Raw genomic sequence first — 26934 nt, 5'->3', positions numbered from 1 at the left:
ACATATTAAGAGACGAGGCACAGGATGGAAAAAATTTGGCTGCAGTCGTACCCCCCCGGCGTTCCAGCGGAGATCGATCCGAACCAATATCGCTCGCTGGTGCATTTGCTGGAAGAGTCCTTCCAGAAGTATGCGGACCGCAATGCCTACGTCTGCATGGACAAATTCCTTACCTACGCCGAACTCGATAGCTACTCCAAGCGCCTGGGCGCGTGGCTGCAAAGCCGCAGCCTGAAAAAGGGGGCGCGCGTGGCGGTGATGATGCCCAACGTGCTGCAATACCCGATCGCCATCGCGGCCATCCTGCGCGCCGGCTACACCGTGGTCAACGTCAATCCGCTGTATACGCCCCGCGAGCTGGAGCACCAGCTGAACGACTCCGGCGCCGAAGCCATCCTGATACTGGAAAACTTCGCCACCACGCTTGAGCAGGTGCTGCCGCGCACCAAGATCAAGCACATCGTGGTCGCCAGCATGGGCGAGATGCTGGGCGGGCTGAAAGGCGTGATCGTCAACTTCGTGGTGCGCAACGTGAAGAAGATGGTGCCGGCTTTCTCGCTGCCGAACGCGGTGCGCTTCAAGGACGCGCTGTCGCAGGGCGCGGGCATGAAGCTCACGCCGGTGGAGCTGAACGCGTCCGACGTGGCCTTCCTGCAGTACACGGGCGGCACCACCGGTGTCTCCAAGGGCGCCACGCTCACCCACCGCAACATCGTCGCCAACCTGCTGCAGAACGAAGCCTGGGCCCAGCCGCGCCTGAAGACCCTGCCGGCCAACGAGCCGCTGACCATCGTCTGCGCGCTGCCGCTGTACCACATCTTTGCGCTGACGGCCTGCGCCATGTGGGGCATGCGCATGGGCGCGATGAACATCCTGATCCCCAACCCGCGCGACATCGGCGGCTTCATCAAGGAACTGTCCAAGTACAAGTTCAACATGCTGCCGGCCGTGAACACGCTGTACAACGCGCTGGTGAACCACCCCGAGTTCAGCAAGCTGGACTTCTCCGGCGTGGTGATCTGCAACGGCGGCGGCATGGCGGTGCAGCAGGCCGTCAACGACAAGTGGCTGAAAGTGACGGGCGTGCCCATCATCGAAGGCTACGGCCTGTCCGAAACCTCGCCGACCGCCACCTGCAACCGCGCCGACGGCACCGCCTTCACCGCCACCATCGGCCTGCCGGTGCCGTCCACCGACATCGCCATCCTGGACGACGACGGCAAGGAAGTGCCGCTGGGCCAGCCGGGCGAGATCGCCATCCGCGGCCCGCAAGTGATGGTGGGCTATTGGAACCGTCCGGAGGAAACCGCCAAGGTAATGACGCCGGAGGGCTTCTTCAAATCCGGCGACGTCGGCGTGATGGACGCCAGCGGCTACGTCAAGATCGTCGACCGCAAGAAGGACATGGTGCTGGTGTCCGGCTTCAACGTCTACCCGAACGAAGTGGAAGGCGTGATCGCCGCCCACCCGGGCGTGCTGGAATGCGCCTGCATCGGCGTGCCGGACGAGCATTCGGGCGAAGCGGTGAAAGTGTTCGTGGTGCGCAAGGACCCGAACCTGAACGTGGACACCCTGATGGCCTACTGCAAAGAAAACCTGACCGGCTACAAGAAGCCGAAATACATCGAGTTCCGCGACGAGCTGCCGAAGACCAACGTCGGCAAGATCCTGCGCCGCGTGCTGCGCGACGAAGTGGTGGGCGAGAAGAAGAAGGCGGCATAGTTCCGCGCTCCCACCGGGCACAACCGCCTGCAGGCCAGGCGGTTTTTTTATCGAATAATGATTGAACGAGGCTACTGATGGACAAGATTTGGTTGAATTCCTACCCCCAAGGCGTACCTGCGGAAATCGACAACACGCAATACAGCTCGGTAACGCATTTGCTGGAGGAGTCTTTCCGTCAGTTTGCCGACCGCAACGCCTACGTGTGCATGGACAAGTTCCTGACCTACCGCGAAGTGGACCAGATGTCCAAGCAGATGGGCGCATGGCTGCAAAGCAAGGGCCTGGAAAAGGGCGCGCGCGTGGCCATCATGCTGCCCAACGTGCTGCAATATCCGGTCGCCATGGCCGGCATCCTGCGCGCCGGCTACACCGTGGTCAACGTCAACCCGCTGTACACGCCGCGCGAACTGCAGCACCAGTTGAACGACTCCGGCGCCGAAGCCATCATCGTGCTGGAAAACTTCGCCACCACGGTGCAGCAGGTGATCGGGAACACCAAGGTCAAGCACGTGATCGTCGGCACCATGGGCGACCTGCTGGGCGGCCTGAAGGGCGCCATCGTCAACTTCGTGGTGCGCAACGTGAAGAAAATGGTGCCGGCCTGGTCGCTGCCCGGTTCCATCAGCTTCAAGAAAATGCTGGCCGAGGGCTCGCGCCTCACGCTCAAGCCGGTGCAGCAGGGCCACGAAGACATCGCCTTCCTGCAGTACACCGGCGGCACCACCGGCGTCTCCAAGGGCGCCGTGCTGCTCAACCGCAACATCATCTCCAATGTGCTGCAGAACGAAGCCTGGCTGGGCCTGGACACCAGCGGCAAGCAGGTGGTGTTCGTGTGCGCGCTGCCGCTGTACCACATCTACTCGCTCACCATCAGCGCCTTCATGGGCATGCGCTTCGGTGGCCTGAACATCCTGGTGCCGAACCCGCGCGACATCCCCGGCTTCGTCAAGGAGCTGGCGAAATATCCGGTGGTGGTGTTCCCGGCCGTGAACACGCTGTACAACGCGCTGCTCAACAATCCCGACTTCGCCAAGCTGGACTTCTCCAGCTACAAGGTGTGCAACGGCGGCGGCATGGCGGTGCAGCAGGCGGTGGCGGACCGCTGGCTGAAGCTGACCGGCACGCCCATCATCGAAGGCTACGGCCTGTCCGAAACGTCGCCGGTGGCCACCGCCAACCGGGTCGACATCAAGGAATTCACCGGCACCATCGGCCTGCCGATCCCGTCCACCGAGATCAAGATCCTGGACGACGACGGCGTCGAAGTGCCGCTGGGCCAGCCGGGCGAAATCGCCATCCGCGGCCCGCAGGTGATGGCCGGCTACTGGCAGCGTCCGGAAGAAACCGCCAAGAGCATGACGGCCGACGGCTTCTTCAAGACCGGCGACGTGGGCATCATGGACGAGCGCGGCTACACTCGCATTGTCGACCGCAAGAAAGACATGATCCTGGTATCCGGCTTCAACGTCTACCCGAACGAAATCGAAGGCGTGGTCGCCGCGCATCCGGGCGTGCTGGAAGTGGCCTGCATCGGCGTGCCGGACAAAAACTCCGGCGAAGCGGTCAAGCTGTTCGTGGTGCGCAAGGACCCCAACCTGACCGCCGAAGACATCCAGGAATTCTGCAAGGCCGAACTGACGGCCTACAAGAAGCCGAAATACATCGAGTTCCGCGACGAGCTGCCGAAGACCAACGTCGGCAAAATCCTCCGCCGCCAGCTGCGCGACGAAAAGCAAGCCGCCTGAAGAACTGAATAGTTTCACCCCCGCAAAATGGGGTCAGGGTTAATTAAAAGTTGCACTTTTAATTAACCCTGACCCCATTTTGCCGTTCGGAACGGTGAAGGAGGCGAGGGTGGCGATGGGGCTGGCGGGGTTGTGGACGTCGTCCAGGCCCTGGAACAGCACGCTGCTGCGCTCGGGGCCGATGTCGAACAGCATGTAGCCGCGCTTGTCGCTGCGGCCGTATTTGAGCTGCGGGTTCATGTCGACGTACTGCAGCGTGCGCGCCTGCGCGCGCGAGCCGGAGGTGATGGAGGTGCCGCAGAACTCGGTCGCAATGACGGGATTGCCGGCCCCGGCCGGCCGGCGGCCGTCGCGCGTGAGCTCGGCGGCGTAGAAGGTGTGCACGTCGCCGGACAGCACCAGCGGGTTGGCCGCGCCGCTCGCTTGCAGCGCGTCGTACAGGCGCTGGCGCGCCGCCGGGTAGCCGTCCCAGCCGTCGGTCCAGTAGCGGCCGTCGTCGCCATTCACCAGCGGCACCTGGCTGCCGCCCGCCATCAGCGTTTGCTGCGCCAGGATGTTCCAGCGCGCCTTCGATTCCTTCAGCCCCAGTTCCAGCCAGCGCTGCTGCTCGCCGCCCAGCATCTCGCGCGCCGGGTCGCGCAGCTCGGCGCACGCGCGCCAGTAGACCGAGCTGGAGCCGCCGCGTCCCACGCTGCAGGCTTGCGGCGCGCGGTACTGCCGGTTGTCGAGCACGTGGAAGCGCGCCAGCCGGCCCCAGTCGTAGCGCTGGTGCATGCGCAGCGTGCCGTAGCGGCCGCCCTGCAGATTGAGGCGGATCGGCTGGTGCTCGTAGTAGGCCTGGTAGGCGGCGGCGCGGCGCGCGGCGAAGACGGCGGACAGACGCTCGTCGCGGTCGCCGGCGTAGTCGTTGGCCACTTCGTGGTCGTCCCAGGTGAGTATCCAGGGCGCGGCGCGGTGCGCGGCCTGCAGGTCGGGGTCGCTTTTGTACTGCGCGTAGCGGGCGCGGTACTGGTCCAGCGTGTAGCTTTCGTCGGTGCGCACGGCGCGGCCGGGATGCTGGCGCTGGTAGGGCCCCCATTCGTAGATGTAGTCGCCGAGGAAGGCTACCAGGTCGGGCGCGTCGGCGGCGATGTGGCGGTGCGCGGCGTAGCTGCCGAACTCCCAGTGCTGGCAGGAGGCCACGGCCAGCTTGAGCGCGGCCGGCATGCTGTCCGGCGCGGGCGCGGTGCGGGTGCGGCCCACCGGGCTGACGGCGTCGCCCAGCATGAAGCGGTACCAGTACCAGCGGCCGGGCTCCAGGCCGTCCACGTCCACGTGCACGCTGTGCGCCAGCTCGGGCGCGGCCGGCGCGCTGCCCTTGGCGGCGATGCTGCGGAAGGCTTCGTCGTGCGCCACTTCCCAGCGCACGGTCATGGCCAGCGCCGGCATGGCGGCGGCGTTGAACGGGTCGTACAGGATGCGGGTCCACAGCACCACGGCGGTGGGCAGCGGCGAGCCGGAGGCCACGCCGAGCGAGAAGGGGTAGCCGGCGCCGTTCAGGGCGCCGGGGCCGGACTGCCCGGCGCCGCCGCGGGCGCGCGGTTGCCCGCCTTGTTGGCCGCGTGCCGGTTCGCTGCCTGCGATGGTGGCGCCGGCGGCGGCCATCGCGGCCAGCGCCGACAGCCGGGCCCCGCCCAGCAGGAGGATGCGGCGCCCCGGCTCCATGCGCGGCCTACGGCACGCTTACAGCAGCGTTTCCAGCGGCGGCACCTGGCGCGGCTTGCGGTCCGGGCCTGTGGCGACGTAGGTCAGCGTGGCTTCGGTCACCTTGACGGTGCACGCCTGCAGGCGGTTGCGCTCCGCGTACACTTCCACGTTCACGGTGATGGAGGTGTTGCCGACCTTGATGATGTCGGCGTAGAAGGACAGCAGATCGCCGACGAAGACGGGATTTTTGAACACGAAGGAGTTCACCGCCACGGTAGCCACGCGGCCGTTGGCGCGCCGGGTGGCGGGCAGCGAGCCGGCGATGTCCACCTGCGCCATGATCCAGCCGCCGAACACGTCGCCGTAGACGTTGGCGTCGGACGGGGCGGGCATCACGCGCAGTTCGGGCATTTTCCCCGGCGGCAGGCCTTGCCGCTCCGGCGCCTGGGGCGCGCCAGCGGCAACGGCCGGGGTGGTGGTGTTTTCGGGCGTGGTCATCGTGAAGTCTCGCTAAGGGCTACAATTGGGACTGATTGTAAACCACGGAAGCCCCGTTTCGCCATGCGCCGCTCAGCCACCTCGCCCCCACCGCCACCCGCTCCAGACGCCGCCGGCAAGCCGCCACGCAGCGATATGGCCACCCTGAAGACCCTGATTCCCTACCTGTGGGTCTATAAATGGCGCGTGCTGGCCGCGCTGCTTTGCCTGATCGGCGCCAAGATGGCCAACGTGGGCGTGCCGGTGGTGCTGAAAAAGCTGGTGGACGAGATGACCATTTCGCCGTCGCACCCGCACGCGCTGCTGGTGCTGCCGCTCGGCGCGCTGGTGGCGTACGGCCTGCTGCGCCTGTCCACCACCGTGTTCACCGAGCTGCGCGAGTTCCTGTTCGCGCGCGTGACGCAGCGCGCCGTGCGCACCATCGCGCTCAAGGTGTTCCGCCATCTGCATTCGCTGTCGCTGCGTTTCCACCTGAACCGCCAGACCGGCGGCATGACGCGCGACATCGAGCGCGGCACGCGCGGCGTCGGTTCGCTGATCTCGTACACGCTGTTCAACATCCTGCCCACGCTGGTGGAGATTTCGCTGGTGCTGGCCTACCTCGTCACGCAGTACGACATCTGGTTCAGCGCCATCACCTTCGTGGCGCTGGTGTCCTACATCGTGTTCACCATCACGGTCACCGACTGGCGCACGCACTTCCGCCGCACCATGAACGACCTCGATTCGAAGGCCAACACCAAGGCCATCGACTCGCTGATCAACTACGAAACCGTGAAGTACTTCGGCAACGAGGACTACGAGGCCAAGCGCTACGACGAGGGCCTGCAGCGCTTCGAGTCGGCGGCGGTGAAGTCGCAGACCTCGCTGTCCTTCCTCAACACCGGCCAGTCGCTGATCATCGCCACCGCCGTCACGCTGATCCTGTGGCGCGCCACGCAGGGCGTCATCGACGGCAAGATGACCCTGGGCGACCTGGTGCTGGTGAACGCTTTCATGATCCAGCTCTACATCCCGCTCAACTTCCTGGGCGTGATCTACCGCGAGATCAAGCAAAGCCTGGCGGACATGGAGCGCCTGTTCTCGCTGCTGGACCAGAACCGCGAAGTGGCGGACGCGCCGGACGCCAAGCCGCTGCACACGCAGGGCGCGCAGGTGCGCTTCGCGCACGTGGACTTCAGCTACGAGTCCAAGCGCCAGATCCTGTTCGACGTCGACTTCACCATCGCGGCCGGCACCACCACGGCGGTGGTGGGCCACAGCGGCTCGGGCAAGTCGACCCTGTCGCGTTTGCTGTACCGCTTCTATGAAGTGAACCAGGGCGCCATCACCATCGACGGCCAGGACCTGCGCGCGGTGACCCAGGATTCGCTGCGCCACGCGATCGGCATCGTGCCGCAGGATACGGTGCTGTTCAACGACACCATCGAGTACAACATCGCCTACGGCAAGCCCGGCTCCAGCAAGGAGGACATCGTGGCGGCGGCCAAGGCGGCGTCGATCCACGACTTCATCGCCAGCCTGCCGGACGGCTACGCCACCATGGTGGGCGAGCGCGGGCTGAAACTGTCGGGCGGCGAAAAGCAGCGCGTGGCCATCGCGCGCACCTTGCTGAAGAACCCGGCCATCCTGATCTTCGACGAGGCCACCTCCGCGCTGGATTCGAAGGCCGAGCAGGCCATCCAGGCGCAGCTCAAGGAAATCGCCCGGCACCGCACCACCATGGTGATTGCGCACCGCCTGTCCACGGTGGTGGACGCGGAGCAGATCATCGTGCTCGATCACGGCCGCATCGTGGAGCGCGGCACGCACCAGTCGCTGCTGGATGCCGGCGGGCTGTACGCCCAGATGTGGCAGCGGCAGCAGGCGCGCGTGGAAGAGGAACTGGCTTCGCCGACCGGCGCGCAGCTGGTCGGCTAAAGCCGTTTGATACCTGGTGCTTAGCGGGTGGTGGTGCGGCTGCCCACCACTTCCACCGTCACGCGGCGGTTCATGCTGCGGCCTTGCGCCGTCTTGTTGTCCGCCACAGGCTGGGCTTCGCCCTTGCCCTCGGTGTAGATGCGCGCGGCGTCCACGCCCTTGCCCATGATGTAAGCCTTCACCGCGTCGGCGCGGCGCAGCGACAGCTTCTGGTTGTATCCGTCCGTGCCGATCGCATCGGCGTGGCCCACCGTGATCATCACTTCCGTGTTCATCCCCTGCAGCTTGGCCAGCAAGGCGTCCAGCGCCGCCATGCCTTCCGGTTTCACGCGCGCGCTGTCGAAGTCGAACAGCGTTTCGGCGGCGAACGTCACCTTCTCGGAAACCGGAACTGGAGCAGGCGGCGGCGGTGCGGGCGGTGGTTGCGCGGCGGTCACCTCAGGCGCCGGGGCGGGAGCCGGCGCATAGACGACAGGCCTGGCCGCCGGACGCCCCAGTTTGTAGACCAGGCCCAGCGAATACAGGTCCACGTCGCCGCGGTTGCCCACCGCGTCGTTGACGCGGTAGCGTTCCACTTCGCCGCGCAGGGCCAGCGCTTCGCTGAATTTGTACTCCAGGCCCAGGCCGGCCTTGGCATTGAGCTTGCTTTGGCTCGGGTTCGGATTGCTCACCGCGAACAGGCGGTTGCCGTCGAAGCGGGTGCTGGCCTTGGCGTAGTTCATGCCGGCGCGGCCGAGCAGCGAGAAGCGCTCGGACAGCGGCAGTTGGCCGACCAGGTCCAGGCTGCCGCCCCGGAAGCCGGCTTCGCCATTGAGCACGCCGTTCGGCGTGGTGGTGGCGTGGAAGCCGAACTTGCCGAGCTCGAAGTAGGCGGCCTCGATGGCGAAGTAGCGGTTCAACTGCTTGCCCAGCGTGAGCTTGTAGCCCAGGTCGCGCTGGTCGGTGGTGAAGGCGGTCACTTGCGCGCCGTTGGCCGTCAGGCTGTTCACCAGCCGGTTCTTGTCTATGGTGGCGCGCGACTGGCCGACGCCGGCGCCGATGTACCAGGCCTGGTTGGCCCAGTCCGGATTGACGAAAGGCTCTTCGGCCGCCAGGGCGCTCTGGCCGATCAACAGCGCGCCGCCGACGGCGCCCAGGGCTGCAAGGTATTTTGCTATGTTCATGTCATGCTCTCGAGGTGTGTGGACGCGGGCCATTACTTGCTGATCTGGTTGTTGCTCAGCGTGACGGCGGCGGCGGTGAGGACGCGGCCGTTCAGCAGCGTGGCGTTGTCGCCCAGCGTGATGGCGGCGGCCTGGCCCAGGATCGAACCCTTGAAGACGCTGTTCGCGCCCAGCGTGGTCGGGCCCACCGGCACCCAGTTCACGTTGGCCGCCGTTGCGCCGCCAGTCAGCGCCACGATGGAATTGGCAGTGCTGTTCAGCGTGGACGCGGTGCGGAAGATGTACAGGCCGGGGCCGTTCATCGTGAAGGTGCCGGTGATGCTGATGGCGCCTGCGTAGCAGTACACGCCGGGCGTCAATACCAGGCCGCCGAGATCGACGCCGGCGGCGGAATTCACGGTGCAGCTGCGGCTGTTTGCATCAACGATCGCAACTTGCAGGTCGGCCAGGGCGCCGGCCAGGATGGCGCCGGACTTATAGTTGGTGAAGCCGGCCGCCTGCACTGGATCGGTGGTCTGCGACGGCGAACCGACATCGCCCGTGACGAGGGTGGTGCCGCCGGAATTGTTGGTGATCGAGGTGCCGGCCAGTACGCCGAAGTTGGCGGCTGTGCCCAGGTTAACGCCGATCCCGGGCGGAACCACCACGGGCGGCGTCACGACCGGCGGGACCACGACCGGCGGAACCACGACCGGCGGGACCACGACCGGCGGAACCTCGACCGGCAGGACCACGACCGGCGGGACGACTACTGGAGGCACGACAGGCTGCGCCATCACGGTCAGCACGGCGTTGCCGGCCTTGGCGCCGAAGGTGGCGGTAATATTGGCGCTGCCTGCCGCCACGGCGGTGGCGAGGCCGCCAGTGGACCCGACGGTGGCCACCGCTGGCGCCGCCGAAGTCCAGGCGGCGGCCGTCGTCACGTCCTGCGAGGAACCGTCGGCGTAGGTGGCGGTCGCGGTCAGCTGCTGTCTGGCGCCGACCAGCAGCGCTGCGGTGGCCGGCGTCACGGAGACGTTGGCCAATGCGGCGGCGGGCAGGCCGAGGATGGCGTCGCGGCCCTGGCTGCCACCGCCGCAGGCGGCGAGGAGGGCGGTGGCGATGAGGCCTGCGGTGCAAAGCAGGCGGCTGGTGGCGCGGTGTAAGGTGGTCATGGGGGCCTTGGGTGATGCAGCCGAATTCGGCCGAGTGCCCCACTATCCAGCCTGGCCGCCTTATTGTTGTGTTCGTTACCGCACGCAGGAGGGATGAAACCGAGAATAGACTGTTCGGTAACAACACTAAATAAGAAAGGCTTCCCGAGGGAAGCCTTTCTTACGTCCGCGCCGGCTGTTACGGCAGCGGCGAGTCCGACAGTTCCTTGTCCAGCGGGGCGACCAGCTCGCCCTCCCACTTGGCCACCACGGCGGCGGCCACGCTGTTGCCGATCACGTTGGTGGCGGAGCGCGCCATGTCCAGGAAGTGGTCGATACCGAGCAGCAGCAGCAGGCCGGCTTCCGGGATGTTGAACTGGCCCAGGGTGGCGGCGATCACCACCAGCGAGGCGCGCGGCACGCCGGCGATACCCTTGGAGGTCAGCATCAGCACGGCCATCATGGTCAGCTGCGTGGCCATCGACAGTTCAATGCCGTAGGCCTGTGCGATGAACACGGTGGCGAAGGTGCAGTACATCATCGAGCCATCCAGGTTGAAGGAATAGCCGATCGGCAGCACGAAGGAGGCGATGCGGTTGCGCACGCCGAAACGCTCCAGGCCTTCCAGCGTTTTCGGGTAGGCCGCTTCGCTCGAGGCGCAGGAGAAGGCCAGCAGGGCCGGGCCCTTCATCTCGCTCATCAGGGCGAAGATGCGGCGGCCCAGGAACACGAAGCCGGCGAAGATCAGCAGGCCCCACAGGATGGCGATACTCAGGTAGAACTCGGCCATGAACACGCCGTAGGTGCCCAGCACGCCCACGCCGCTCTTGGCGATGGTGCCTGCCACGGCCGCGAACACGGCTACCGGCGCGAAATTCATCACGTAGCCGGTTACCTTCAGCATGATGTGGGCGATGCCGTCCACCGCGTCCACCAGCGGTTCCGCTTTCACGCCCACGGCAGCGGCGGCGGTGCCGAAGAACAGCGAGAAGATCACGATCTGCAGGATTTCATTTTTGGCCATGCCGTCGATGATGGAGGCCGGCACCAGGTGGGTGATGAACTCTTTGAGCGACAGGCCGGAAGCGGCGATGCCGGACGGCGTGGCCACCGCAGGCAGATGGCCGACCAGGGCGTCGCCCGGACGGAAGATGTTGACCATGATGAGGCCCAGCAGCAGCGACATGACGGAGGCGATGAAGAACCAGCCCAGCGTCTTCAGGCCGATGCGGCCCACTTCCTTGGCGTCGCCCATGCGCGCGATGCCGACCACCAGGGTGGCAAAGACCAGCGGAGCGATGATCATCTTGATCAAACGCAGGAAGATCGTGGTCAGATAGGACATATACTCGGCAAAGGTGCCAGGATTGGCCAGGCCGACGTTGGCGAAGTACCCGACGATGATGCCTAGCACCAGGCTAACCATGATGTAGGTTGTCAAATTGTTGCGTGTTTTCATAGGCGGGGTTTCCTGTGGTAGTGTGTCTCTAAACTGCGCGCCATTGGGTAAATGGCCGGTAGAATGTTGTTGTAAGTGATGAATAACTAAGCAAGTGTCGCAGTATCCTTGCGGTCCAGATGCCTGTCAAGCAACTGTGTGTCGCGCTAAATAAACAATTTGCGGGCCGAATTTTAAACGCAAAAAATGATAGCCATAAAAAAACTCAATAAATGGTACGGCCAGTTCCAGGTGCTCACCGACTGCAGCACCGAGGTGGCCAAGGGCGACGTCATGGTGATTTGCGGCCCGTCCGGCTCGGGAAAATCCACCCTGATCAAGACCGTCAACGGCCTGGAGCCGTTCCAGGAGGGCGAGATCATCGTCGACGGCACCTCGGTCGGCGCCAAGGGCACCAACCTGCCGGCGCTGCGCGCGCGCATCGGCATGGTGTTCCAGAATTTCGAGCTGTTCCCGCACCTGTCGGTGCGCGAGAACCTCACGCTGGGGCAGATCAAGGTGCTGGGCCGCAGCAAGGACGAGGCCAATGAGCGCGGCCTGAAGTACCTGGACCGCGTGGGCCTGCTGGCGCAGCAGGACAAATTCCCCAACCAGCTGTCCGGCGGTCAGCAGCAGCGCGTGGCCATCGCGCGCGCGCTGTCGATGGACCCGATCGCCATGCTGTTCGACGAGCCGACGTCGGCGCTGGACCCGGAAATGATCAATGAAGTGCTGGACGTGATGGTGGGCCTGGCGCAGGAAGGCATGACCATGATGGTGGTGACCCACGAAATGGGCTTTGCCAAGAAAGTGGCCAACCGCGTCGTATTCATGGACAAGGGCCGCATCCTGGAAGACTGCACGAAGGACGAATTCTTTGGCGCCCCGCGTTCCGAGCGGGCGAAGGACTTTTTGGCGCGCATTATTCATTAGCCTGTAACCGCGCCGCACGTTGTTGAACTTCTTACCGGAGGAATCATGACGTTGAACAAGCTGCTTGTCATCACCCTGATGTGCACCGCCACCGCCACAACCGTGGCGCAGGAACTCACCGGCACCCTGGCCAAGATCAAGCGCACCGGCACCATCACGCTGGGCGTGCGCGACGGCTCGGTGCCCTTTTCCTACCTGGACGACAAGCAGCAGTACATCGGCTATTCGGTCGACCTGTGCATGAAGATCGTCACCGCCGCGCAGAAGCAGCTGGGCCTGACGTCGGTGAAGGTGATGATGAACCCGGTCACGCCGGCCAACCGCATCCCGCTCATGGCCAACGGCACCATCGACCTCGAATGCGGCTCCGCCACCAACAACGCCGAGCGCCAAAAGCAGGTGGCCTTCGCGCCCACCATGTTCGTGGTGGCCAACAAGCTGCTGGTGAAGAAGTCCTCCGGCATCAAGAGCCTGGCCGACATGAAGGGCAAGCCGCTGGTGGTCACCGCCGGCACCACCACGCAGAAGCAGCTCACCATCCTGAACAACGAAATGGGCCTCGGCATGACCATCCTGGTAGGCAAGGACCATCCGGAATCGTTCCTGATGCTGGAAACCGGCCGCGCGGTGGCGCAGGCCAACGACGACATCCTGCTGGCCGCGCAGGTGGCTGCCGCCAAGAATCCGGGCGACTATGAGATCACCAAGGAGGCGCTGTCGGTCGAACCCTACGGCATCATGCTGCGCCGGGAAGATCCCGCCTTCAAGCAGCTGGTGGACGCCACGCTGACGCGCTTCTACCAGAGCGATGACTTCAAGAAGGTGTACGACAAGTGGTTCATGTCGCCCATCCCGCCCAAGGGCATCAACCTCAATTTCCCCATGCCGCCGCAGCTGCAGGCGGTGCTGGCCAAGCCGACGGATTCGCCGGACCCGGCCGCCTATGCCGCCGTGCCGGCCGCGCAGCAGGCCGCCGCCAAGAAGAAGAAATAAGCCGGCGGCCGCGGCATGAACTACAACTGGAATTGGCGCATCTTCTGGGAGGAATCGCCGGACGGCGTCCACACCTACTGGGAAACGCTGGTCGACGGCCTGCAATGGACGCTGGCCGCCTCGCTGTGCGGCTGGATCATGGCACTGGTGCTGGGTGTGCTGATCGGCACCGCGCGCACCCTGCCCGATACCCGCACCGGCGCCGTGCTGCGCCGCCTCGGCACCGCCTACATTGAACTGTTCCGCAACGTGCCGCTGCTGGTGCAGATGTTCCTGTGGTACTTCGTCATGCCCGAGCTGGTGCCGGCCGAGACGGGCGCCTGGCTCAAGGCGCTGCCGAACGCGCCCTTCGTCACGGCCGTCATCTCGCTCGGCTTCTACACCTCGGCGCGGGTGGCGGTGCAGGTCACGGCGGGTATCGAGTCGCTCTCGGGCGGGCAGGGCACGGCGGCCCTGGCGCTCGGCCTGTCGCGCTGGCAGGCCTACCGCCACGTGCTGCTGCCGCTGGCCTTCCGCGTCATCCTGCCGCCGCTCACCAGCGAGTTCCTCAACATCATCAAGAACAGCTCCATCGCGCTGACCATCGGCCTGACCGAGCTGACCGCCAGCGCGCGCGCCATCCAGGAGTTCTCCTTCCAGGTGTTCGAAGCGTTTTCCGCCGCCACGCTGATCTACGTCACCGTCAACATCATCGTGGTGGGGCTGATGCACCTGGTCGAACGCAAGCTGGCGCTGCCAGGCAGCTTCCAGTCCGGCGGGGTGCGCTGACATGTTCGCCGGATTCGATTTCGACGTCATCGCCCGCTCCTGGGTCTACCTGTTCCAGGTCGGCATGCTGTTCACGCTGGAACTCACCGTGTTCGCCATGCTGGGCGGCGTGGTGCTGGGCACCCTGCTGGCGCTGGGGCGCCTGTCGTCCAATCCGGTCCTGTCGCTGCTCGCCTCCGGCTATGTGAACCTGATGCGCGCGGTGCCGCTGGTGCTGGTGATCTTCTGGTTCTATTTCCTGGTGCCCTACATCGGCGCCTGGATCATCGGCTCGCCCGAGCCGGTCAAGGTGGGCGCGTTCTGGTCCGCGCTGATCACCTTCATCCTGTTCCAGGCGGCTTATTACTGCGAGATCATGCGCGGCGGCATACAGTCTGTGGCGCGCGGGCAGATGTTGGCGGCGCAGGCGCTGGGCATGGGCTACTGGCAGGTGATGGGCCACGTGATCCTGCCGCAAGCGTTCCGCAACATGCTGCCGGTGCTGCTCACGCAGACCATCGTGCTGTTCCAGGACGTGTCGCTGGTGTACGTGCTGTCGGTGGCGGACTTCGTCGGCGCGGCCAGCAAGGTGGCGCAGCGCGACGGGCGGCTGGTGGAAATGTACCTGTTCGTGGCGGTGGTGTATTTCGTGCTGTGCAGCCTGCTGTCCTGGATGGTGCGCAAGCTGCAGCGCAAAGTGGCGATCATCCGGTAACATGCGCGCACTTGAATTTTTAGGGAGCCGCCATGCCGTCGATGAAAACCCTCTCCGCCGCGCTGCTTGCGCTTGGCCTGCTCAATAGCGCGCACGCCGCCGGCAAGATCGCGGCCGACCTGGTATTGACCCAGGCCACGCTGATCGACGTCGCCGCCGGCAAGGCCGTCAAGGGCAAGTCCGTGGTGCTCAAGGGCGACACCATCCTGGCCGTGGTGGACGACAAGGCGCTGAAGAACTACGCGCCGAAGAAGACCGTCCGCCTGCCCGGCAAATACCTGATGCCCGGCCTGTGGGATACGCATATGCACTTCGGCGGTGGCCCGGAGCTGATCGAAGAGAACAAGCAGCTGATGCCGCTGTACCTGGCGCACGGCATCACCGCCGTGCGCGACTGCGCCGGCGACCTGGCGGACACGGTGCTGGACTGGCGCGCGCAGGTTGCGTCGGGCAGGATGAGCGGCCCCACCATCTTCACCTCCGGCCAGAAGCTGGAAGGCGTCAAGCCGCTGTGGAAGGGCACCATCGAAGTCGGCAGCCCCGCCGAGGTCAGCGCCGCGCTGGACAAGCTGCAGGGCCAGAAAGTGGATTTCGTGAAGATCACCGAAAACACGCTCACGCCGGCGATGTACCTGGAAGCGCTGAAGCAGGCCAAGGAGCGCGGCATGCGCACCTCCGGCCACGTGCCGGTGCAGCTCACGCTGGACACCATGTTCAACGCCGGTCTGGGCACGGTGGAGCACCAGTCCTACCTGCTGCGCGCCGCCACGCCGCGCGAAGCCGAGCTGACGGCGCAAGTGGCCGAAGGCAAGCTGGCCGGCCGCGAAGCCATGAAACTGAGCCTGGAAAGCTACGACGAAGCCATCGCGCGCGCCGCCTTCAAGCGCATGGCGGCCGCCGGCACCGCCATCGTGCCCACGCTGTACGGTTCCTACGTCACCGCCTACCTCGACAAGAACGACCACAGCAAGGACGCCTACCTGCAGTACATCGGCAAAGGCCTGCGCGCCACCTACGACTGGCGCGTGCAGCGCGCCGCCAAGGACGGCCCGGAAGCGGTCGCCCTGCGCCACGCCCTGTTCGAGAAATCCGCCTCGCTGCTGCCGATCCTGGCGCAGGAAGGCGTCAGCATCGTGGCCGGCACGGACGCCGGCTTCCTGAACTCCTTCGACTACCCCGGCCAGGCGCTGCACGACGAAATCGGCCTGTACGTGAAATACGGCCTCACCCCGGCGCAGGCACTGCAAAGCGCCGTCATCGCCGGCCCGCGCTTCCTGGGCAAGCTGGACCGCTACGGCAGCCTGGCCGAAGGCAAAGCGGCCGACCTGCTGGTGCTGGACGCGGACCCGCTGCAGGACATCGCCGCCACCCGCAAGATCCGCATGGTGGTCAGCCGCGGCACCGCATACGACCGCGCCGCGCTCGACAAGATGTTGGCAGAAGTGAAAGCCTGGGTGGCCGCGCAGGACGCGAAGTAGCTATTCGTAATGTGACCACATGCGTAGGACACGGACCGTCTTTTGGTCCGCGATGATTTCGTAGACCAGCCGGTGATGAATATTGATGCGCCGGGAGTAAGCGCCCGCCAGATCGCCGACAAGTTTTTCGTAGCGCGGCGGTGTGGCAAGGGGATCTGAGGCCAGGATGTCGAGCAGGACCTGCGCCTTGTCTTTTAAGCCCGCAGCGGCGAGTTTTTGCGCATCTTTCTGCGCCTGCTTGGTAAAGACCAGGCGCCAGCTCACCAGCTCAGTTCCTCGCTACTGTTTTCCAGCGGCTCAGCCATTCCGGCGCGTATGGACTCGCGCATGCCGGGCACGGACAGCAGGAAAAGCGTTTCCTGTACTGCGGCCCAGTCTTCGGCCGAAACGAGCACAGCGTTGCCGTTTGGCCCGGTAATGGTGACCGGCCGGTGATTGCTTGCCGTTTCATCAATCAAGCTATGAAGGCGGGCGCTGGCGTCGGTGGCGGAAATCGTATCCATGAGTAGTCTCCACGTAGGATTTTCACGGTACGCCACTGGCGATGCCTTGTCAAACGGCCTGCGCAACTCTGCGCCATGCCGGGCGCAGAGGGTAAAATGGCGGCATTCCTCACTGAGAGCAGCCGCCATGTCCAACATTGCTACCCCTGACAGCATCACCATCACCCGCCCAGACGACTGGCATTTGCACCTGCGCGACGGCGCCACCATGGCCAGCGTGCTGCCGCACAGCGCGCGCCAGTTCGGCCGCGCCATCGTCATGCCCAACCTGAAGCCGCCGGTCACCACCGTGGCCGCCGCCGAAGCCTACCGCAGCCGCATCCTGGCAGCGCTGCCGGCCGGGATGAGCTTTGAGCCGCTGATGACGCTGTACCTGACCAACAATACCGACCCGGACGAGATCCGCCGCGCCGTCGACAGCGGTTTCGTGCACGCCGTGAAGCTGTACCCGGCCGGCGCCACCACCAATTCCGACGCGGGCGTGACCGACCTGAAAAACTGCTACAAGACGCTGGAAGTGATGCAGGAACTGGATCTGCCTTTCCTGGTGCACGGCGAAGTGACCGACCCGGAAGTGGACGTGTTCGACCGCGAAGCGGTCTTCATCGAACGCGTGATGCGCCCGCTGCGCAAGGACTTTCCCGAGCTGAAGGTGGTGTTCGAACATATCACCACGCGCCAGGCGGCTGAATACGTGGCCGAAGCGGAAGGCCCGATCGCCGCGACCATCACCGCGCACCACCTGCTGTACAACCGCAACGAGATCTTCAAGGGCGGCATCCGCCCGCACTACTACTGCCTGCCTATCCTGAAGCGCGAAGAGCACCGGCTGGCGCTGATGACGGCCGCCACCAGCGGCGATGAGCGCTTCTTCCTCGGCACCGACTCCGCGCCGCACGCGCAGGGCGCCAAGGAGCACGCCTGCGGGTGCGCCGGCTGCTACACCGCGCTGCATGCGATGGAGATGTACGCCGAAGCCTTCGAACGCGCCGGCGCGCTGGACAAGCTGGAAGCCTTCGCCAGCCTGAACGGCCCGGCCTTCTACAACCTGGAGCCGAACGCCGGCACCATCACCCTGCGCCGCGAACAGTGGACGCTGCCGGCCACGCTGCCGCTAGGCGAGCTGGAAGTGGTGCCGCTGAATGCAGGCGAAACCATCAACTGGAAAATGGCTTAAGGCTGGCAGCTAGCGTGTTTGCAGCAATCGACTGGGCGCAGCCCTGGTACCACTCGGTGCGCGCCGCCGCTGCGGCGGCGGGCGTCGACGTGGACTTCGGCGCGGCCAGCATCATCCCTTTCTTCAACGCGCAAGCAGGCGCGCGCGAATTGTGCAATCATCAAGGGCTGCCGCTGGCATTCGTGCCGCAAAGCGCGCTGCCGGAAGGCGTGGCCTACGAGGAGTTCATCGACGCCACGGGCGGCGTGCCCACGCGCGAAAACCTGCACGACTTCTTCAACGCCCTGGTGTGGCTCAGCTTCCCGCGCATCAAGCAGCAGCTGAATGCCTTGCAGGCCGCGCAGATCGCGCAGGACGGCGTCGGCAAGTCGCGCGGGCCCGCGCGCGACGCCGCCACGCTGTTCGACGAGAACGCCGCGCTGCTGGTGGTGCGCGAGTCGGAGCAGGGCACGGCGCTGGTGCAGGCGTTGCGCGGCCATGAATGGCGCAAAGCGTTCATCGACCTGCGCGCCTTGTTCGACAAGGATGCGCAGGTCTGGCTGTTCGGCCACGCGCTGATGGAAAAGCTGGTGGCGCCGTACAAGGCCATCACCGCCCACACGCGCGTGGTGATGGCGGACGACGCCTACTTCGCACTGGAGCGCGGTGCGCAGCAGGCCTGGCTGGACCGGCAGCTTGCGCGCGAGCTGGCGCAAGAAGGGCTGAGCAAGGCGTCCTTCACTCCGCTGCCGGTGCTTGGCGTGCCGGGCTGGTGGCCGCAGCAGGACGACGAATTTTATAGCGATGCGGCGGTCTTCCGCCCAAAACGAAAACCGTAGCGCCGCCCGTGCGGCAGAAAGCGAAACAAACGATGGAAAAGGTAATCCGCTGGGGCATTCTGGGCACGGGAAAAATCGCCAAGGCAATGGCGGAAGGCCTGCGCGACACGCCCGGCGCCGAACTGGTAGCGGTAGCATCGCGCACACGGGAAAGTGCCGACGCTTTCGGCGCCGAATTCGGCGTGGCCCGCTGCCACCCCACCTACCAGGCGCTGGCCGACGACCCTGAAGTGGACGTCGTCTACATCGCCACCCCGCACCCCATGCACCACGCAAACGCCATCATGTGCCTGAACGGCGGCAAGGCGCTGCTGGTGGAAAAATCGTTCACCGTGAACCGCCGCGAAGCGGAAGAAATAGTGGCCCTGGCGCGCGCCAAGAAACTGTTCATGATGGAAGCGATGTGGAGCCGCTTCATGCCGGCCATCGTGGAAGCCAAGCGCATTGTCGACAGCGGCGAAATCGGCAAGCCCGCCAGCGTGGCGGCGGACTTCGGCTTCGCTTCGGACGCCGGCCCCGAGCACCGCCTGTTCAACCCCGAACTGGGCGGCGGCTCGCTGCTCGACCTGGGCATCTATCCGCTGTCGCTGTCGGCCTTCTTCCTCGGCCCGGTCGCATCGGTGCAGGCGCAGGGCGAACTGGGCGCCACCGGCGTCGACGTGCAGGCATCGTTCACGCTCAAGCATGAAAGCGGCGCGGTGTCCTCCTGCCTCTCCAGCCTGCGCGCCCGCACGCCGTGCGAACTGACCATCTCCGGCGACAAGGGCTATGTGCGCCTGAATCCGCGCTTCCACTACACCAATTCGCTGACGGTGGAACTGGCCGACGGCAGCAAGACCGAGCTGCACATCCCGCGCAGTGGCAACGGCTACCCGCATGAAGCGGCCGAGGTGGTGCGCTGCCTGCGCGAGGGCCTGCTGGAAAGCCCGGTCATGCCGCTGGATGAAAGCATCGCCCTGATGGGCATACTCGACACCATGCGCGCCCAGATCGGCGTGCGTTACAGCGCCGACGCGCGGTAACCATACAATAACCAAGGGACACGCCATGTTCACATCAGACCGCGTACCGACGCTCAAATCCGTGCTGCTGGCCAGCGGCGTGGTGCTGACGTTGGCCATGGGCGTACGCCACGGCTTCGGCTTCTGGATGCAGCCCATCTCGGAAGCCAACGGCTGGACCCGCGAAACCTATTCGCTGGCGCTGGCTTTGCAGAATCTGCTGTGGGGCGCGTTCGGTCCCTTCGCCGGCATGGCCGCAGACCGTTACGGCACCATGCGCGTGGTGCTGGTCGGGGCGCTCAGCTACATGGCGGGCCTGGTGTGGATGGCGGTGGTGACGCAGCCGACGCTGTTCATCATCGGTTCCGGCGTCTTCATCGGCCTCGGGCTGTCCTGCACTGCGTTCGGCGCGGTCAGCGGCATCATCGGCCGCGTGGCGCCGGTGGAGCGGCGCTCGTGGGCCTTCGGCGTGTCCGGCGCGGCCAGCTCATTCGGCCAGTTCCTCATGATGCCGCTGGAGCAGTACCTGATTTCGTCGGTGGGCTGGCAGGGCGCCTTTTACATGCTGGCGGCGGCGGTCATCATCGCCATGGTGCCGATGGCCTTCTTCCTGCGCGAGCCGCCGGTGGCGCCGGCCGGCGCCGCACACCAGAGCATCGGCGACGCCTTCGGCGAAGCGATGCGCAACCGTTCCTTCCTGTTCCTGGTGGCGGGCTATTTCGTGTGCGGCTTCCAGGTGGTGTTCATCGCGGTGCACCTGCCGGCCTACCTGAAGGACAAGGGTATGGCGGACCCCAAGCTGGCCGTGATGGCGCTGGCGCTGATCGGCCTGTTCAACATCTTCGGCTCCTATTACGCGGGCAAGTGGGGCGGCATGGTGCCCAAGCGCTACCTGCTGTCGGGGATTTACTTTATCCGCTCCGTCGTGATCGGGCTGTTCCTGCTGGCGCCCCTGTCGGCCATGTCGGTGTACCTGTTCGCAGCGGCGATGGGCTTCATCTGGCTGTCCACGGTGCCGCTCACCAATGGCGTCATCGCGGGCATTTTCGGCGTCAAGCATATGTCCATGCTGGCCGGCGTGGTGTTCTTCTCGCACCAGATCGGCAGCTTCCTCGGCGTGTGGCTGGGCGGCTACCTGTTTGCCTTGCAGGGTAATTACGACGTGGTGTGGGGCATTGCGATCGCGCTGGGCGTGATGGCGGGGCTGGCCAATCTGCCGGTGGACGAGCGTCCGCTGGCGCGCGGCGCGCTCAAGCCCGCGTAGGCGAGGGAGGGTGGCGTGAAAACCTGGCTGATACGGGCGGGAATGGCGGCCGTGCTGGCGCTGGTCTTCCTGGCTTATTTGCGGCCGGACTTCTTGCTGGACTTGGGCGCGCGCTTCTTGATGTGTTTCTGAGGCGCCGCTTTGCCGGTTTTGCCTGCCTTGGTCTTGCCGGCTCTGGAGGATGTCCTGCCTGCCTTGGCGCGCGCCACGTAGGGGGCCTTGGTGACGAAGCTGCCGTCGGTCGAGGTGTATTGCTTGGCATTCAGCGCGGAGGGCAGTGCGATGTCTTCCAGGCCTGCCAGCAGGTGCCCCGGGTCGGTGCGGGCGCCGTTGTAGAACGCTTCCAGGTGCAGGTGCGGACCGGTTGAGTGGCCAGTCTGGCCGGACTGCCCGATGGACTGGCCGGCCTTGACTTCGTCGCCCACTTTCACGTCGCGCGTGTTCAGGTGCGCGTACAGCGATTTGAAGCCGTTCAGGTGCTCGATCACCACTACTTCGCCGTATTTCTTGTCGCCCAGGTAACGGTTGGTGGAGGCCACCACGATGCCGCTGTCGGTCGCCTTGACGGGCGTGCCGACCGGGGTGGAGATGTCCACGCCGCCATGGGCGCGCCGGCCGCGCAGCGCGCCGAAGAAGCTGCTGACGCGGGCTTTGGCGCTTTCCAGCGGCCAGAGCCACTTGGATTTTGGTTTCTCCGCTGCGGCGGTTCCGGTTTCAGGCGTCGCCGCCACCGGCGCCGGTCCTGGTTTTGGTCCCAGCATCGCGCCCACCATGGCGCCTGCGGTTGTTCCTACCGCTGCCACCACGGTCGCGCCCAGCGCTGAGCCGCCGGACGGCGCCGCCGTGGCTCCCACCGCCGCCGTGCCCGATGCCGCCGGAGCTGCCGCTGCCGGAGCGGGCGTGGCTTGCACCGCCGGCACATGCGCGGGCTGCGCTGCGCCGGCCACCGGTGCCGCCGATGCCGCCGGTACTGCCGCTGCCGCTGCCGCGTGCTGCGGCTCGGCATGCGCAGGCTGCGCCAGTTGAAAACAGGCTGCGGCGACGGCCAGGGACAGGATGGAGGTGGAGAATGTGCGCATAAGGTGGGCGAGTTTCGCACAGCCCGTTCCATCGTGCAACGTGGTGCAATTATTGCAACTTAACCGGCCATCAAACTTTCAGGAACTCTTCGCGGCCGCCCAGCCAGCGCTCCAGGTGGGTTTCCACCGTTTCCGCGCTGGCCGGGTCGTGCAGCAGGGCGTGGGCGGCGTCGCGCGCCTGGTCCACCAGCCAGCCGTCGGTCTCCAGGTCGGCAAAGCGCAGCATGGCCTGGCCGCTCTGGCGCGAGCCGAGGAATTCGCCGGGCCCGCGTATCTCCAGGTCGCGCCGCGCGATCTCGAAGCCGTCCGTGGTCTCGCGCATCGTCATCAGGCGCTGCTTGGCGATCTGGCCCAGCGGGCTTTGATACAGCAGCAGGCATACGCTGGCCGCCGAGCCCCGGCCCACGCGCCCGCGCAGCTGGTGCAGCTGCGACAGGCCGAAGCGCTCGGCGTGCTCGATCACCATCAGCGAGGCGTTCGGCACGTCCACGCCCACCTCGATCACCGTGGTGGCCACCAGCACCTGCATCTCGTTGGCGCTGAAGGCGTCCATGATGGCCTGCTTCTCGGCGGGCTTGAGACGGCCGTGCACCAGGCCCACGTTCAGGTCCGGCAGCGCCTCGGCCAGCAGCTGGTGCGTTTCGGTGGCGGTCTGCAGCTGCAGCGCTTCCGATTCCTCGATCAGCGGGCAGACCCAGTACACCTGCCGCCCTTCCAGCGCCGCCGCGTGCACGCGGGCCACCACTTCGTCGCGCCGGTTCTGGTCGATGGCGCGCGTGACGATGGGCGTGCGGCCCGGCGGCAGCTCGTCGATCACCGACACTTCCAGGTCGGCGTAGTAAGTCATGGCCAGGGTGCGCGGAATCGGCGTGGCGGACATCATCAGCTGGTGCGGAATGGCGCCCTCGCTGCCCTTGTTGCGCAAGGTGAGGCGCTGGCCCACGCCGAAGCGGTGCTGCTCGTCCACGATCACCAGGCCCAGGTTTTCGAACTGCACCGTGTCCTGGATCAGCGCGTGGGTGCCGATCACCAGCCGCGCCTCGCCGGATTCCACCAGCTCGGTGGCCAGCGTCTTTTCCTTTTTCTTCAGGCTGCCCGTCAGCCACACCACCTTCACGCCCAGCGGTTCCATCCACGCGGCGATCTTGCGGAAGTGCTGGTCGGCCAGGATCTCGGTGGGCGCCATCAGCGCGGCCTGGTAGCCGCTGTCGATGGCTTGCGCCGCCGCCAGCGCGGCCACCACCGTCTTGCCGGCGCCCACGTCGCCCTGCAGCAGGCGCTGCATCGGGTACTGCTGGCGCAGGTCGGCGCGGATCTCGTCCAGCACGCGCTGCTGCGCCTTGGTCAGCTTGAACGGCAGCGCGGCCTGGAAGGCCTTCGACAGCTGGCCCACTTTCTTCAGCGCGGCCGCGCCCTTGGAGCGGCGCGCCTGCTGCGCGCGTTTCAGCGACAGCTGCTGCGCCAGCAGTTCGTCGAACTTCACCCGGGTCCAGGCCGGGTGCGAGCGGTCCATCAGCGCGTGCTCGTCCACCTCCGGCGTGGGGTAGTGCAGCAGGCGCACGGCCGGTTCGAAGTCGCTCAGGTGCATGCGCCGCACCAGTTCCGCCGGCAGGGTGTCGGTCCAGTCCACGCGCTTCATGGCGTCGGTGATGGCGCGCCGCAGGATGTATTGCGGCAGGCCTTCGCCGGACGGGTACACCGGCGTGAGCGCGGTCGGCAGCGGCGCGCCTTCGTTGATGACTTTGTATACCGGATGCACCATCTCCGCGCCGAAGAAGCCGTGCTTCACTTCGCCGCGCGCACGCACCCGCGTGCCTTCGGCCAGCTGTTTGACCTGGCTGCCGTAGAAGTTCATGAAGCGCAGCTGGATGTCGCCGGTTTCGTCGGCGATGTGCACCAGCAGCTGGCGCCGGGGCTTGAAGGTGATTTCGTTCTTGGTCACCACGCCCTCCACCTGCCAGGTCTGCCCGCCGCGCAGGCAGGCATCCGCTATTGTGAACACCTGCGTTTCGTCCTCGTAGCGCATGGGCAGGTGCAGCACCAGGTCCATATCGGTGCGCAGGCCCAGTTTGGCGAGCTTGGCTTCGGCGTTGGCGGCGGTGAGCTTGCCGCCGCTTTTGCGTACGTTAGCTGCGGGTTTCTTGACAGGTTTTTGCGTCGGTACGGGCATATTTCAGGTGCTTTGCGGGCTACTAGCGTAAAATAGAGGGTTGCCCAACAGTTTCAGAAGTGCGTCATGTATTCTCTATCAGATTTCGATTTTAACTTGCCACAGGAGCGCATAGCGCAATTTCCTCTGCCGGACCGCAGCGCATCGCGCCTGCTGCACGTGGATGGACAAGGCGCGGCCCTCGCGCTGCACGACCGCCAGTTCACCGATATCCTGGACCAGCTCCAGGCCGGCGACCTGCTGGTGATGAACGACACCCGCGTGCTGAAGGCCCGTTTCTTCGGCGTCAAGGACAGCGGCGGCAAGGTCGAGGCGCTGGTGGAGCGCGTGCTGGACACCCGCACCGTGCTGGCGCAGGTGCGCGCCTCCAAGTCGCCCGGCCCCGGCGTGAAGATCCGCCTGGCGGACGCCTTCGACGTCACCGTCGGCGAGCGCGCCGGCGAGTTCTACACGCTGCACTTCGATGCCGACGTGTTCGAACTGATCGAAGCGCATGGCCGCCTGCCGCTGCCGCCCTACATCGAGCACGCCGCCGACGAATTCGACGAAACCCGCTACCAGACCGTGTTCAACAAGGTGCCCGGCGCCGTGGCCGCGCCCACCGCCGGCCTGCACTTCGACGAAGCGCTGCTGCAGAAACTGAAGGACAAGGGCGTCAACTTCGCCTACGTCACGCTGCACGTGGGCGCCGGCACCTTCCAGCCGGTGCGCACCGAGAACCTGGCCGAGCACAAGATGCACACCGAGTGGTACACCATGCCGCAAGCGACGGTGGACGCGGTGCGCGCCACCCGCGCCGCCGGCCGCGACGTGATCGCCGTGGGCACCACCAGCCTGCGCGCGCTGGAATCGGCCTCGCAGAGCGGATCGCTGGAAGCCGGCAGCGCCGACACGGCCCTGTTCATCACGCCGGGCTACCAATTCAAGACGGTCACCCGCCTGATCACCAATTTCCACCTGCCGAAGTCGACCCTGCTGATGCTGGTGTCGGCCTTCGCGGGCTATGACGAGATCCGCCAGGCCTACGCCCACGCGATCGCCAACGAATACCGCTTCTTCAGCTACGGCGATGCGATGCTGCTGACGACGCAGTCCCGAGCACAATAAGGAAAACCATGCTGGAATTTAAACTCATCAAGACCGACACCACCGGCTTGACCAAGGCCCGCCGCGGCACCGTGAAACTGAACCATGGCGAAGTGCAGACGCCGATCTTCATGCCGGTCGGCACCTACGGCTCGGTCAAGGCCATGTCGCCGCTGGAGCTGAAGGAAATCGGCGCCCAGATCATCCTGGGCAACACCTTCCACCTGTGGCTGCGCCCCGGCAACGACGTGATGTCCAAGTTCGGCGGCCTGCACGGCTTCATGGGCTGGGACAAGCCCATCCTGACCGACTCGGGCGGCTTCCAGGTGTTTTCGCTGGGCGACATGCGCAAGATCACGGAAGAGGGCGTGCACTTCAATTCGCCCATCAACGGCGACAAGCTGTTCCTGTCGCCGGAAATCTCGATGCAGATCCAGCGCGTGCTGAACTCGGACATCGTGATGCAGTTCGACGAATGCACCCCGTACGAAATCCAGGGCCGTCCGGCCACCGTGGACGAAGCGGCCAAGTCGATGCGCATGTCGCTGCGCTGGGCGCAGCGCTCCATGGACGAGTTCAACCGCGGCGAGAACCCGAACGCGCTGTTCGGCATCGTCCAGGGCGGCATGTTCGAGAACCTGCGCGACGAATCGCTGGCCAAACTGGAAGAGATCGACTTCCCCGGCCTGGCCATCGGCGGCCTGTCGGTGGGCGAGCCGAAGGAAGACATGATGCGCGTGCTAGCCCACGTCGGCCCGCGCCTGCCGCCCAACAAGCCGCACTACCTGATGGGCGTGGGCACGCCCGAAGACCTGGTGGCCGGTGTGTCGAACGGGGTGGACATGTTCGACTGCGTGATGCCGACCCGCAACGCGCGCAACGGCTGGATCTTCACCCGCTTCGGCGACATCAAGATCAAGAACGCGCGCTACAAGGAAGACACGCAGCCGCTGGACGAAACCTGCTCCTGCTACGCCTGCCGCAACTTCTCGCGCGCCTACCTGCACCACCTGCACCGCTCGCAGGAGATCCTGGGCGCGCGCCTGAACACCATCCACAACCTGCATTATTACCTCGACATCATGCGCCAGATGCGCGAGGCGCTGGACGAGGACCGTTTCCCGTCGTGGGTGGCGCAATTCCACGCCGACCGCAGCCGCGGCGTGTGACGTGGCGTATAAGCAGCAAGCTTGCAAAAACATTTACTGGCCCCACATGGTGGAAACGTCTAGCCCGGACCGGCCAATGCTAGAATACAGCGCTATTTTTTCAAACTAATATAACTACTGGAGTTCCCTGTGTTCATTTCCAATGCCTACGCTCAAGCCCCTACAGACGCACTCGGCCTGGGCGGCAACCTCACCAGCTTCCTGCCGCTGGTCCTGATGTTCGTGGTCATGTATTTCCTGATGATCCGTCCTCAGCAAAAGCGCGCCAAGGAACAGAAAGCGATGATGGACGCGCTGGCCAAGGGCGACGAAGTCGTCACCGCCGGCGGCATCCTGGGCAAGGTCTCGAAAGTGACCGACGTCTACGTGACCCTGGAAGTGGCCGCCGGCACCGAGATCGTGGTGCAGAAGCCATCGATCACCACGCTGCTGCCTAAGGGCACGCTGAAAGCGCTGTAATCACCACGGGCCGCCTATCCAGCATACGCGGCCC

At 65.5% G+C, this 26934-nt stretch carries 24 protein-coding genes; 15 read left to right on the top strand and 9 right to left on the bottom strand.

The window, feature by feature from the left end; translation table 11 throughout:
- Positions 1 to 24: 24 nt before the first annotated feature.
- Both AC56DV_RS08320 and AC56DV_RS08315 read left to right on the top strand, forming a co-directional pair.
- Positions 25 to 1722, top strand: a complete 1698-nt coding sequence (locus AC56DV_RS08320; protein WP_496313813.1) for a long-chain fatty acid--CoA ligase — start codon at positions 25 to 27, stop codon at positions 1720 to 1722.
- Positions 1723 to 1799: 77 nt separating this feature from the next.
- The gene (locus AC56DV_RS08315; protein WP_496313812.1) at positions 1800 to 3470 is read left to right on the top strand and encodes a long-chain fatty acid--CoA ligase; all 1671 of its coding nucleotides are present in this window, start codon (positions 1800 to 1802) and stop codon (positions 3468 to 3470) included.
- Between the two features lie 39 nt (positions 3471 to 3509).
- Here the strand turns inward: AC56DV_RS08315 and AC56DV_RS08310 are convergent, their stop codons facing one another.
- Together AC56DV_RS08310 and AC56DV_RS08305 are read right to left on the bottom strand one after the other, a co-directional pair.
- Positions 3510 to 5174: an alkaline phosphatase D family protein gene (locus tag AC56DV_RS08310; protein WP_496313811.1), complete on the bottom strand. Its 1665-nt coding sequence runs from the start codon at positions 5172 to 5174 to the stop codon at positions 3510 to 3512.
- Positions 5175 to 5192: 18 nt separating this feature from the next.
- Complete coding sequence (locus tag AC56DV_RS08305; RefSeq protein ID WP_496313810.1) at positions 5193 to 5654, bottom strand: acyl-CoA thioesterase; 462 nt, start codon at positions 5652 to 5654, stop codon at positions 5193 to 5195.
- A gap of 63 nt (positions 5655 to 5717) precedes the next feature.
- Between AC56DV_RS08305 and AC56DV_RS08300 the strand changes: the two genes are divergently transcribed.
- On the top strand, positions 5718 to 7574 hold the full coding sequence (locus AC56DV_RS08300; RefSeq protein ID WP_496313809.1) for an ABCB family ABC transporter ATP-binding protein/permease: 1857 nt from the start codon (positions 5718 to 5720) through the stop codon (positions 7572 to 7574).
- Positions 7575 to 7594: 20 nt separating this feature from the next.
- Here the strand turns inward: AC56DV_RS08300 and AC56DV_RS08295 are convergent, their stop codons facing one another.
- From AC56DV_RS08295 to AC56DV_RS08285, 3 genes are all read right to left on the bottom strand, one after another.
- On the bottom strand, positions 7595 to 8737 hold the full coding sequence (locus AC56DV_RS08295) for an OmpA family protein (protein WP_496313808.1): 1143 nt from the start codon (positions 8735 to 8737) through the stop codon (positions 7595 to 7597).
- Positions 8738 to 8769: 32 nt separating this feature from the next.
- A complete protein-coding gene (locus AC56DV_RS08290; RefSeq protein WP_496313807.1) occupies positions 8770 to 9891 on the bottom strand; it encodes an ice-binding family protein in 1122 nt (373 codons plus the stop codon).
- Between the two features lie 178 nt (positions 9892 to 10069).
- Entirely contained in the window at positions 10070 to 11329 is a 1260-nt protein-coding gene (locus tag AC56DV_RS08285; protein ID WP_496313806.1) for a dicarboxylate/amino acid:cation symporter, read from the bottom strand.
- A gap of 186 nt (positions 11330 to 11515) precedes the next feature.
- Between AC56DV_RS08285 and AC56DV_RS08280 the strand changes: the two genes are divergently transcribed.
- From AC56DV_RS08280 to AC56DV_RS08260, 5 genes are read left to right on the top strand one after another with little or no spacing between them, the layout of a single operon-like run.
- Positions 11516 to 12241: an amino acid ABC transporter ATP-binding protein gene (locus tag AC56DV_RS08280; protein WP_496313805.1), complete on the top strand. Its 726-nt coding sequence runs from the start codon at positions 11516 to 11518 to the stop codon at positions 12239 to 12241.
- Between the two features lie 45 nt (positions 12242 to 12286).
- Positions 12287 to 13234, top strand: a complete 948-nt coding sequence (locus AC56DV_RS08275) for an amino acid ABC transporter substrate-binding protein (protein ID WP_496313804.1) — start codon at positions 12287 to 12289, stop codon at positions 13232 to 13234.
- 15 nt (positions 13235 to 13249) lie between these two features.
- Positions 13250 to 14002: an amino acid ABC transporter permease gene (locus tag AC56DV_RS08270; RefSeq protein WP_496313803.1), complete on the top strand. Its 753-nt coding sequence runs from the start codon at positions 13250 to 13252 to the stop codon at positions 14000 to 14002.
- Position 14003: 1 nt separating this feature from the next.
- Positions 14004 to 14696, top strand: coding sequence for an amino acid ABC transporter permease (locus AC56DV_RS08265; RefSeq protein WP_496313802.1), 693 nt, complete (start codon positions 14004 to 14006; stop codon positions 14694 to 14696).
- A 32-nt stretch (positions 14697 to 14728) separates the two neighbouring features.
- Complete coding sequence (locus AC56DV_RS08260) at positions 14729 to 16174, top strand: amidohydrolase family protein (RefSeq protein WP_496313801.1); 1446 nt, start codon at positions 14729 to 14731, stop codon at positions 16172 to 16174.
- Here AC56DV_RS08260 and AC56DV_RS08255 read toward each other — a convergent pair whose 3' ends face one another.
- Together AC56DV_RS08255 and AC56DV_RS08250 are read right to left on the bottom strand one after the other, a co-directional pair.
- Positions 16175 to 16438: a Txe/YoeB family addiction module toxin gene (locus tag AC56DV_RS08255; RefSeq protein ID WP_496313800.1), complete on the bottom strand. Its 264-nt coding sequence runs from the start codon at positions 16436 to 16438 to the stop codon at positions 16175 to 16177.
- Positions 16435 to 16677: a type II toxin-antitoxin system Phd/YefM family antitoxin gene (locus tag AC56DV_RS08250; RefSeq protein ID WP_496313799.1), complete on the bottom strand. Its 243-nt coding sequence runs from the start codon at positions 16675 to 16677 to the stop codon at positions 16435 to 16437. The genes AC56DV_RS08255 and AC56DV_RS08250 overlap by 4 nt, the downstream gene beginning before the upstream one ends.
- Positions 16678 to 16804: 127 nt before the next feature.
- Here AC56DV_RS08250 and pyrC point away from each other — a divergent pair, with 127 nt between their 5' ends.
- From pyrC to AC56DV_RS08230, 4 genes are read left to right on the top strand one after another with little or no spacing between them, the layout of a single operon-like run.
- Positions 16805 to 17854, top strand: coding sequence for a dihydroorotase (gene pyrC, locus AC56DV_RS08245; protein WP_496313798.1), 1050 nt, complete (start codon positions 16805 to 16807; stop codon positions 17852 to 17854).
- Between the two features lie 14 nt (positions 17855 to 17868).
- A complete protein-coding gene (locus AC56DV_RS08240; protein ID WP_496313797.1) occupies positions 17869 to 18672 on the top strand; it encodes a DUF3025 domain-containing protein in 804 nt (267 codons plus the stop codon).
- 32 nt (positions 18673 to 18704) lie between these two features.
- The gene (locus tag AC56DV_RS08235) at positions 18705 to 19694 is read left to right on the top strand and encodes a Gfo/Idh/MocA family protein (protein ID WP_496313796.1); all 990 of its coding nucleotides are present in this window, start codon (positions 18705 to 18707) and stop codon (positions 19692 to 19694) included.
- Positions 19695 to 19719: 25 nt separating this feature from the next.
- Positions 19720 to 20937: an MFS transporter gene (locus tag AC56DV_RS08230; protein WP_496313795.1), complete on the top strand. Its 1218-nt coding sequence runs from the start codon at positions 19720 to 19722 to the stop codon at positions 20935 to 20937.
- 74 nt (positions 20938 to 21011) lie between these two features.
- Here AC56DV_RS08230 and AC56DV_RS08225 read toward each other — a convergent pair whose 3' ends face one another.
- Positions 21012 to 22016: a M23 family metallopeptidase gene (locus AC56DV_RS08225; protein WP_496313794.1), complete on the bottom strand. Its 1005-nt coding sequence runs from the start codon at positions 22014 to 22016 to the stop codon at positions 21012 to 21014.
- Between the two features lie 70 nt (positions 22017 to 22086).
- A complete protein-coding gene (gene recG / locus AC56DV_RS08220; protein ID WP_496313793.1) occupies positions 22087 to 24186 on the bottom strand; it encodes an ATP-dependent DNA helicase RecG in 2100 nt (699 codons plus the stop codon).
- Between the two features lie 66 nt (positions 24187 to 24252).
- On the opposite strand from recG, the gene queA reads away from it, so the two are divergent.
- The 3 genes from queA to yajC all read left to right on the top strand — a co-directional run bounded on the left by queA (position 24253) and on the right by yajC (position 26900).
- Positions 24253 to 25293 carry a tRNA preQ1(34) S-adenosylmethionine ribosyltransferase-isomerase QueA gene (queA, locus tag AC56DV_RS08215; protein ID WP_496313792.1) on the top strand — a complete coding sequence of 347 codons (1041 nt, stop codon included), beginning with the start codon at positions 24253 to 24255 and terminating at the stop codon, positions 25291 to 25293.
- An 8-nt stretch (positions 25294 to 25301) separates the two neighbouring features.
- Positions 25302 to 26441 carry a tRNA guanosine(34) transglycosylase Tgt gene (gene tgt, locus AC56DV_RS08210; protein WP_496313791.1) on the top strand — a complete coding sequence of 380 codons (1140 nt, stop codon included), beginning with the start codon at positions 25302 to 25304 and terminating at the stop codon, positions 26439 to 26441.
- A 129-nt stretch (positions 26442 to 26570) separates the two neighbouring features.
- Complete coding sequence (gene yajC, locus AC56DV_RS08205) at positions 26571 to 26900, top strand: preprotein translocase subunit YajC (RefSeq protein WP_025595760.1); 330 nt, start codon at positions 26571 to 26573, stop codon at positions 26898 to 26900.
- Positions 26901 to 26934: the final 34 nt, after the last annotated feature.

The organism is Massilia sp. BGA-UO-ETr-WB1 (assembly GCF_059567845.1).
The sequence above is the reverse complement of the archived record's forward strand: the minus strand, read 5'-3'. Positions and strand labels throughout refer to the sequence as shown.

Coding starts and splice junctions, on each gene's coding strand:
- AC56DV_RS08320 (WP_496313813.1), top strand. CDS start 25: ATGGAAAAAATTTGGCTGCAGTCGTACCCCCCCGGCGTTCCAGCGGAG.
- AC56DV_RS08315 (WP_496313812.1), top strand. CDS start 1,800: ATGGACAAGATTTGGTTGAATTCCTACCCCCAAGGCGTACCTGCGGAA.
- AC56DV_RS08310 (WP_496313811.1), bottom strand. CDS start 5,174: ATGGAGCCGGGGCGCCGCATCCTCCTGCTGGGCGGGGCCCGGCTGTCG.
- AC56DV_RS08305 (WP_496313810.1), bottom strand. CDS start 5,654: ATGACCACGCCCGAAAACACCACCACCCCGGCCGTTGCCGCTGGCGCG.
- AC56DV_RS08300 (WP_496313809.1), top strand. CDS start 5,718: ATGCGCCGCTCAGCCACCTCGCCCCCACCGCCACCCGCTCCAGACGCC.
- AC56DV_RS08295 (WP_496313808.1), bottom strand. CDS start 8,737: ATGAACATAGCAAAATACCTTGCAGCCCTGGGCGCCGTCGGCGGCGCG.
- AC56DV_RS08290 (WP_496313807.1), bottom strand. CDS start 9,891: ATGACCACCTTACACCGCGCCACCAGCCGCCTGCTTTGCACCGCAGGC.
- AC56DV_RS08285 (WP_496313806.1), bottom strand. CDS start 11,329: ATGAAAACACGCAACAATTTGACAACCTACATCATGGTTAGCCTGGTG.
- AC56DV_RS08280 (WP_496313805.1), top strand. CDS start 11,516: ATGATAGCCATAAAAAAACTCAATAAATGGTACGGCCAGTTCCAGGTG.
- AC56DV_RS08275 (WP_496313804.1), top strand. CDS start 12,287: ATGACGTTGAACAAGCTGCTTGTCATCACCCTGATGTGCACCGCCACC.
- AC56DV_RS08270 (WP_496313803.1), top strand. CDS start 13,250: ATGAACTACAACTGGAATTGGCGCATCTTCTGGGAGGAATCGCCGGAC.
- AC56DV_RS08265 (WP_496313802.1), top strand. CDS start 14,004: ATGTTCGCCGGATTCGATTTCGACGTCATCGCCCGCTCCTGGGTCTAC.
- AC56DV_RS08260 (WP_496313801.1), top strand. CDS start 14,729: ATGCCGTCGATGAAAACCCTCTCCGCCGCGCTGCTTGCGCTTGGCCTG.
- AC56DV_RS08250 (WP_496313799.1), bottom strand. CDS start 16,677: ATGGATACGATTTCCGCCACCGACGCCAGCGCCCGCCTTCATAGCTTG.
- pyrC (WP_496313798.1), top strand. CDS start 16,805: ATGTCCAACATTGCTACCCCTGACAGCATCACCATCACCCGCCCAGAC.
- AC56DV_RS08235 (WP_496313796.1), top strand. CDS start 18,705: ATGGAAAAGGTAATCCGCTGGGGCATTCTGGGCACGGGAAAAATCGCC.
- AC56DV_RS08230 (WP_496313795.1), top strand. CDS start 19,720: ATGTTCACATCAGACCGCGTACCGACGCTCAAATCCGTGCTGCTGGCC.
- AC56DV_RS08225 (WP_496313794.1), bottom strand. CDS start 22,016: ATGCGCACATTCTCCACCTCCATCCTGTCCCTGGCCGTCGCCGCAGCC.
- recG (WP_496313793.1), bottom strand. CDS start 24,186: ATGCCCGTACCGACGCAAAAACCTGTCAAGAAACCCGCAGCTAACGTA.
- queA (WP_496313792.1), top strand. CDS start 24,253: ATGTATTCTCTATCAGATTTCGATTTTAACTTGCCACAGGAGCGCATA.
- tgt (WP_496313791.1), top strand. CDS start 25,302: ATGCTGGAATTTAAACTCATCAAGACCGACACCACCGGCTTGACCAAG.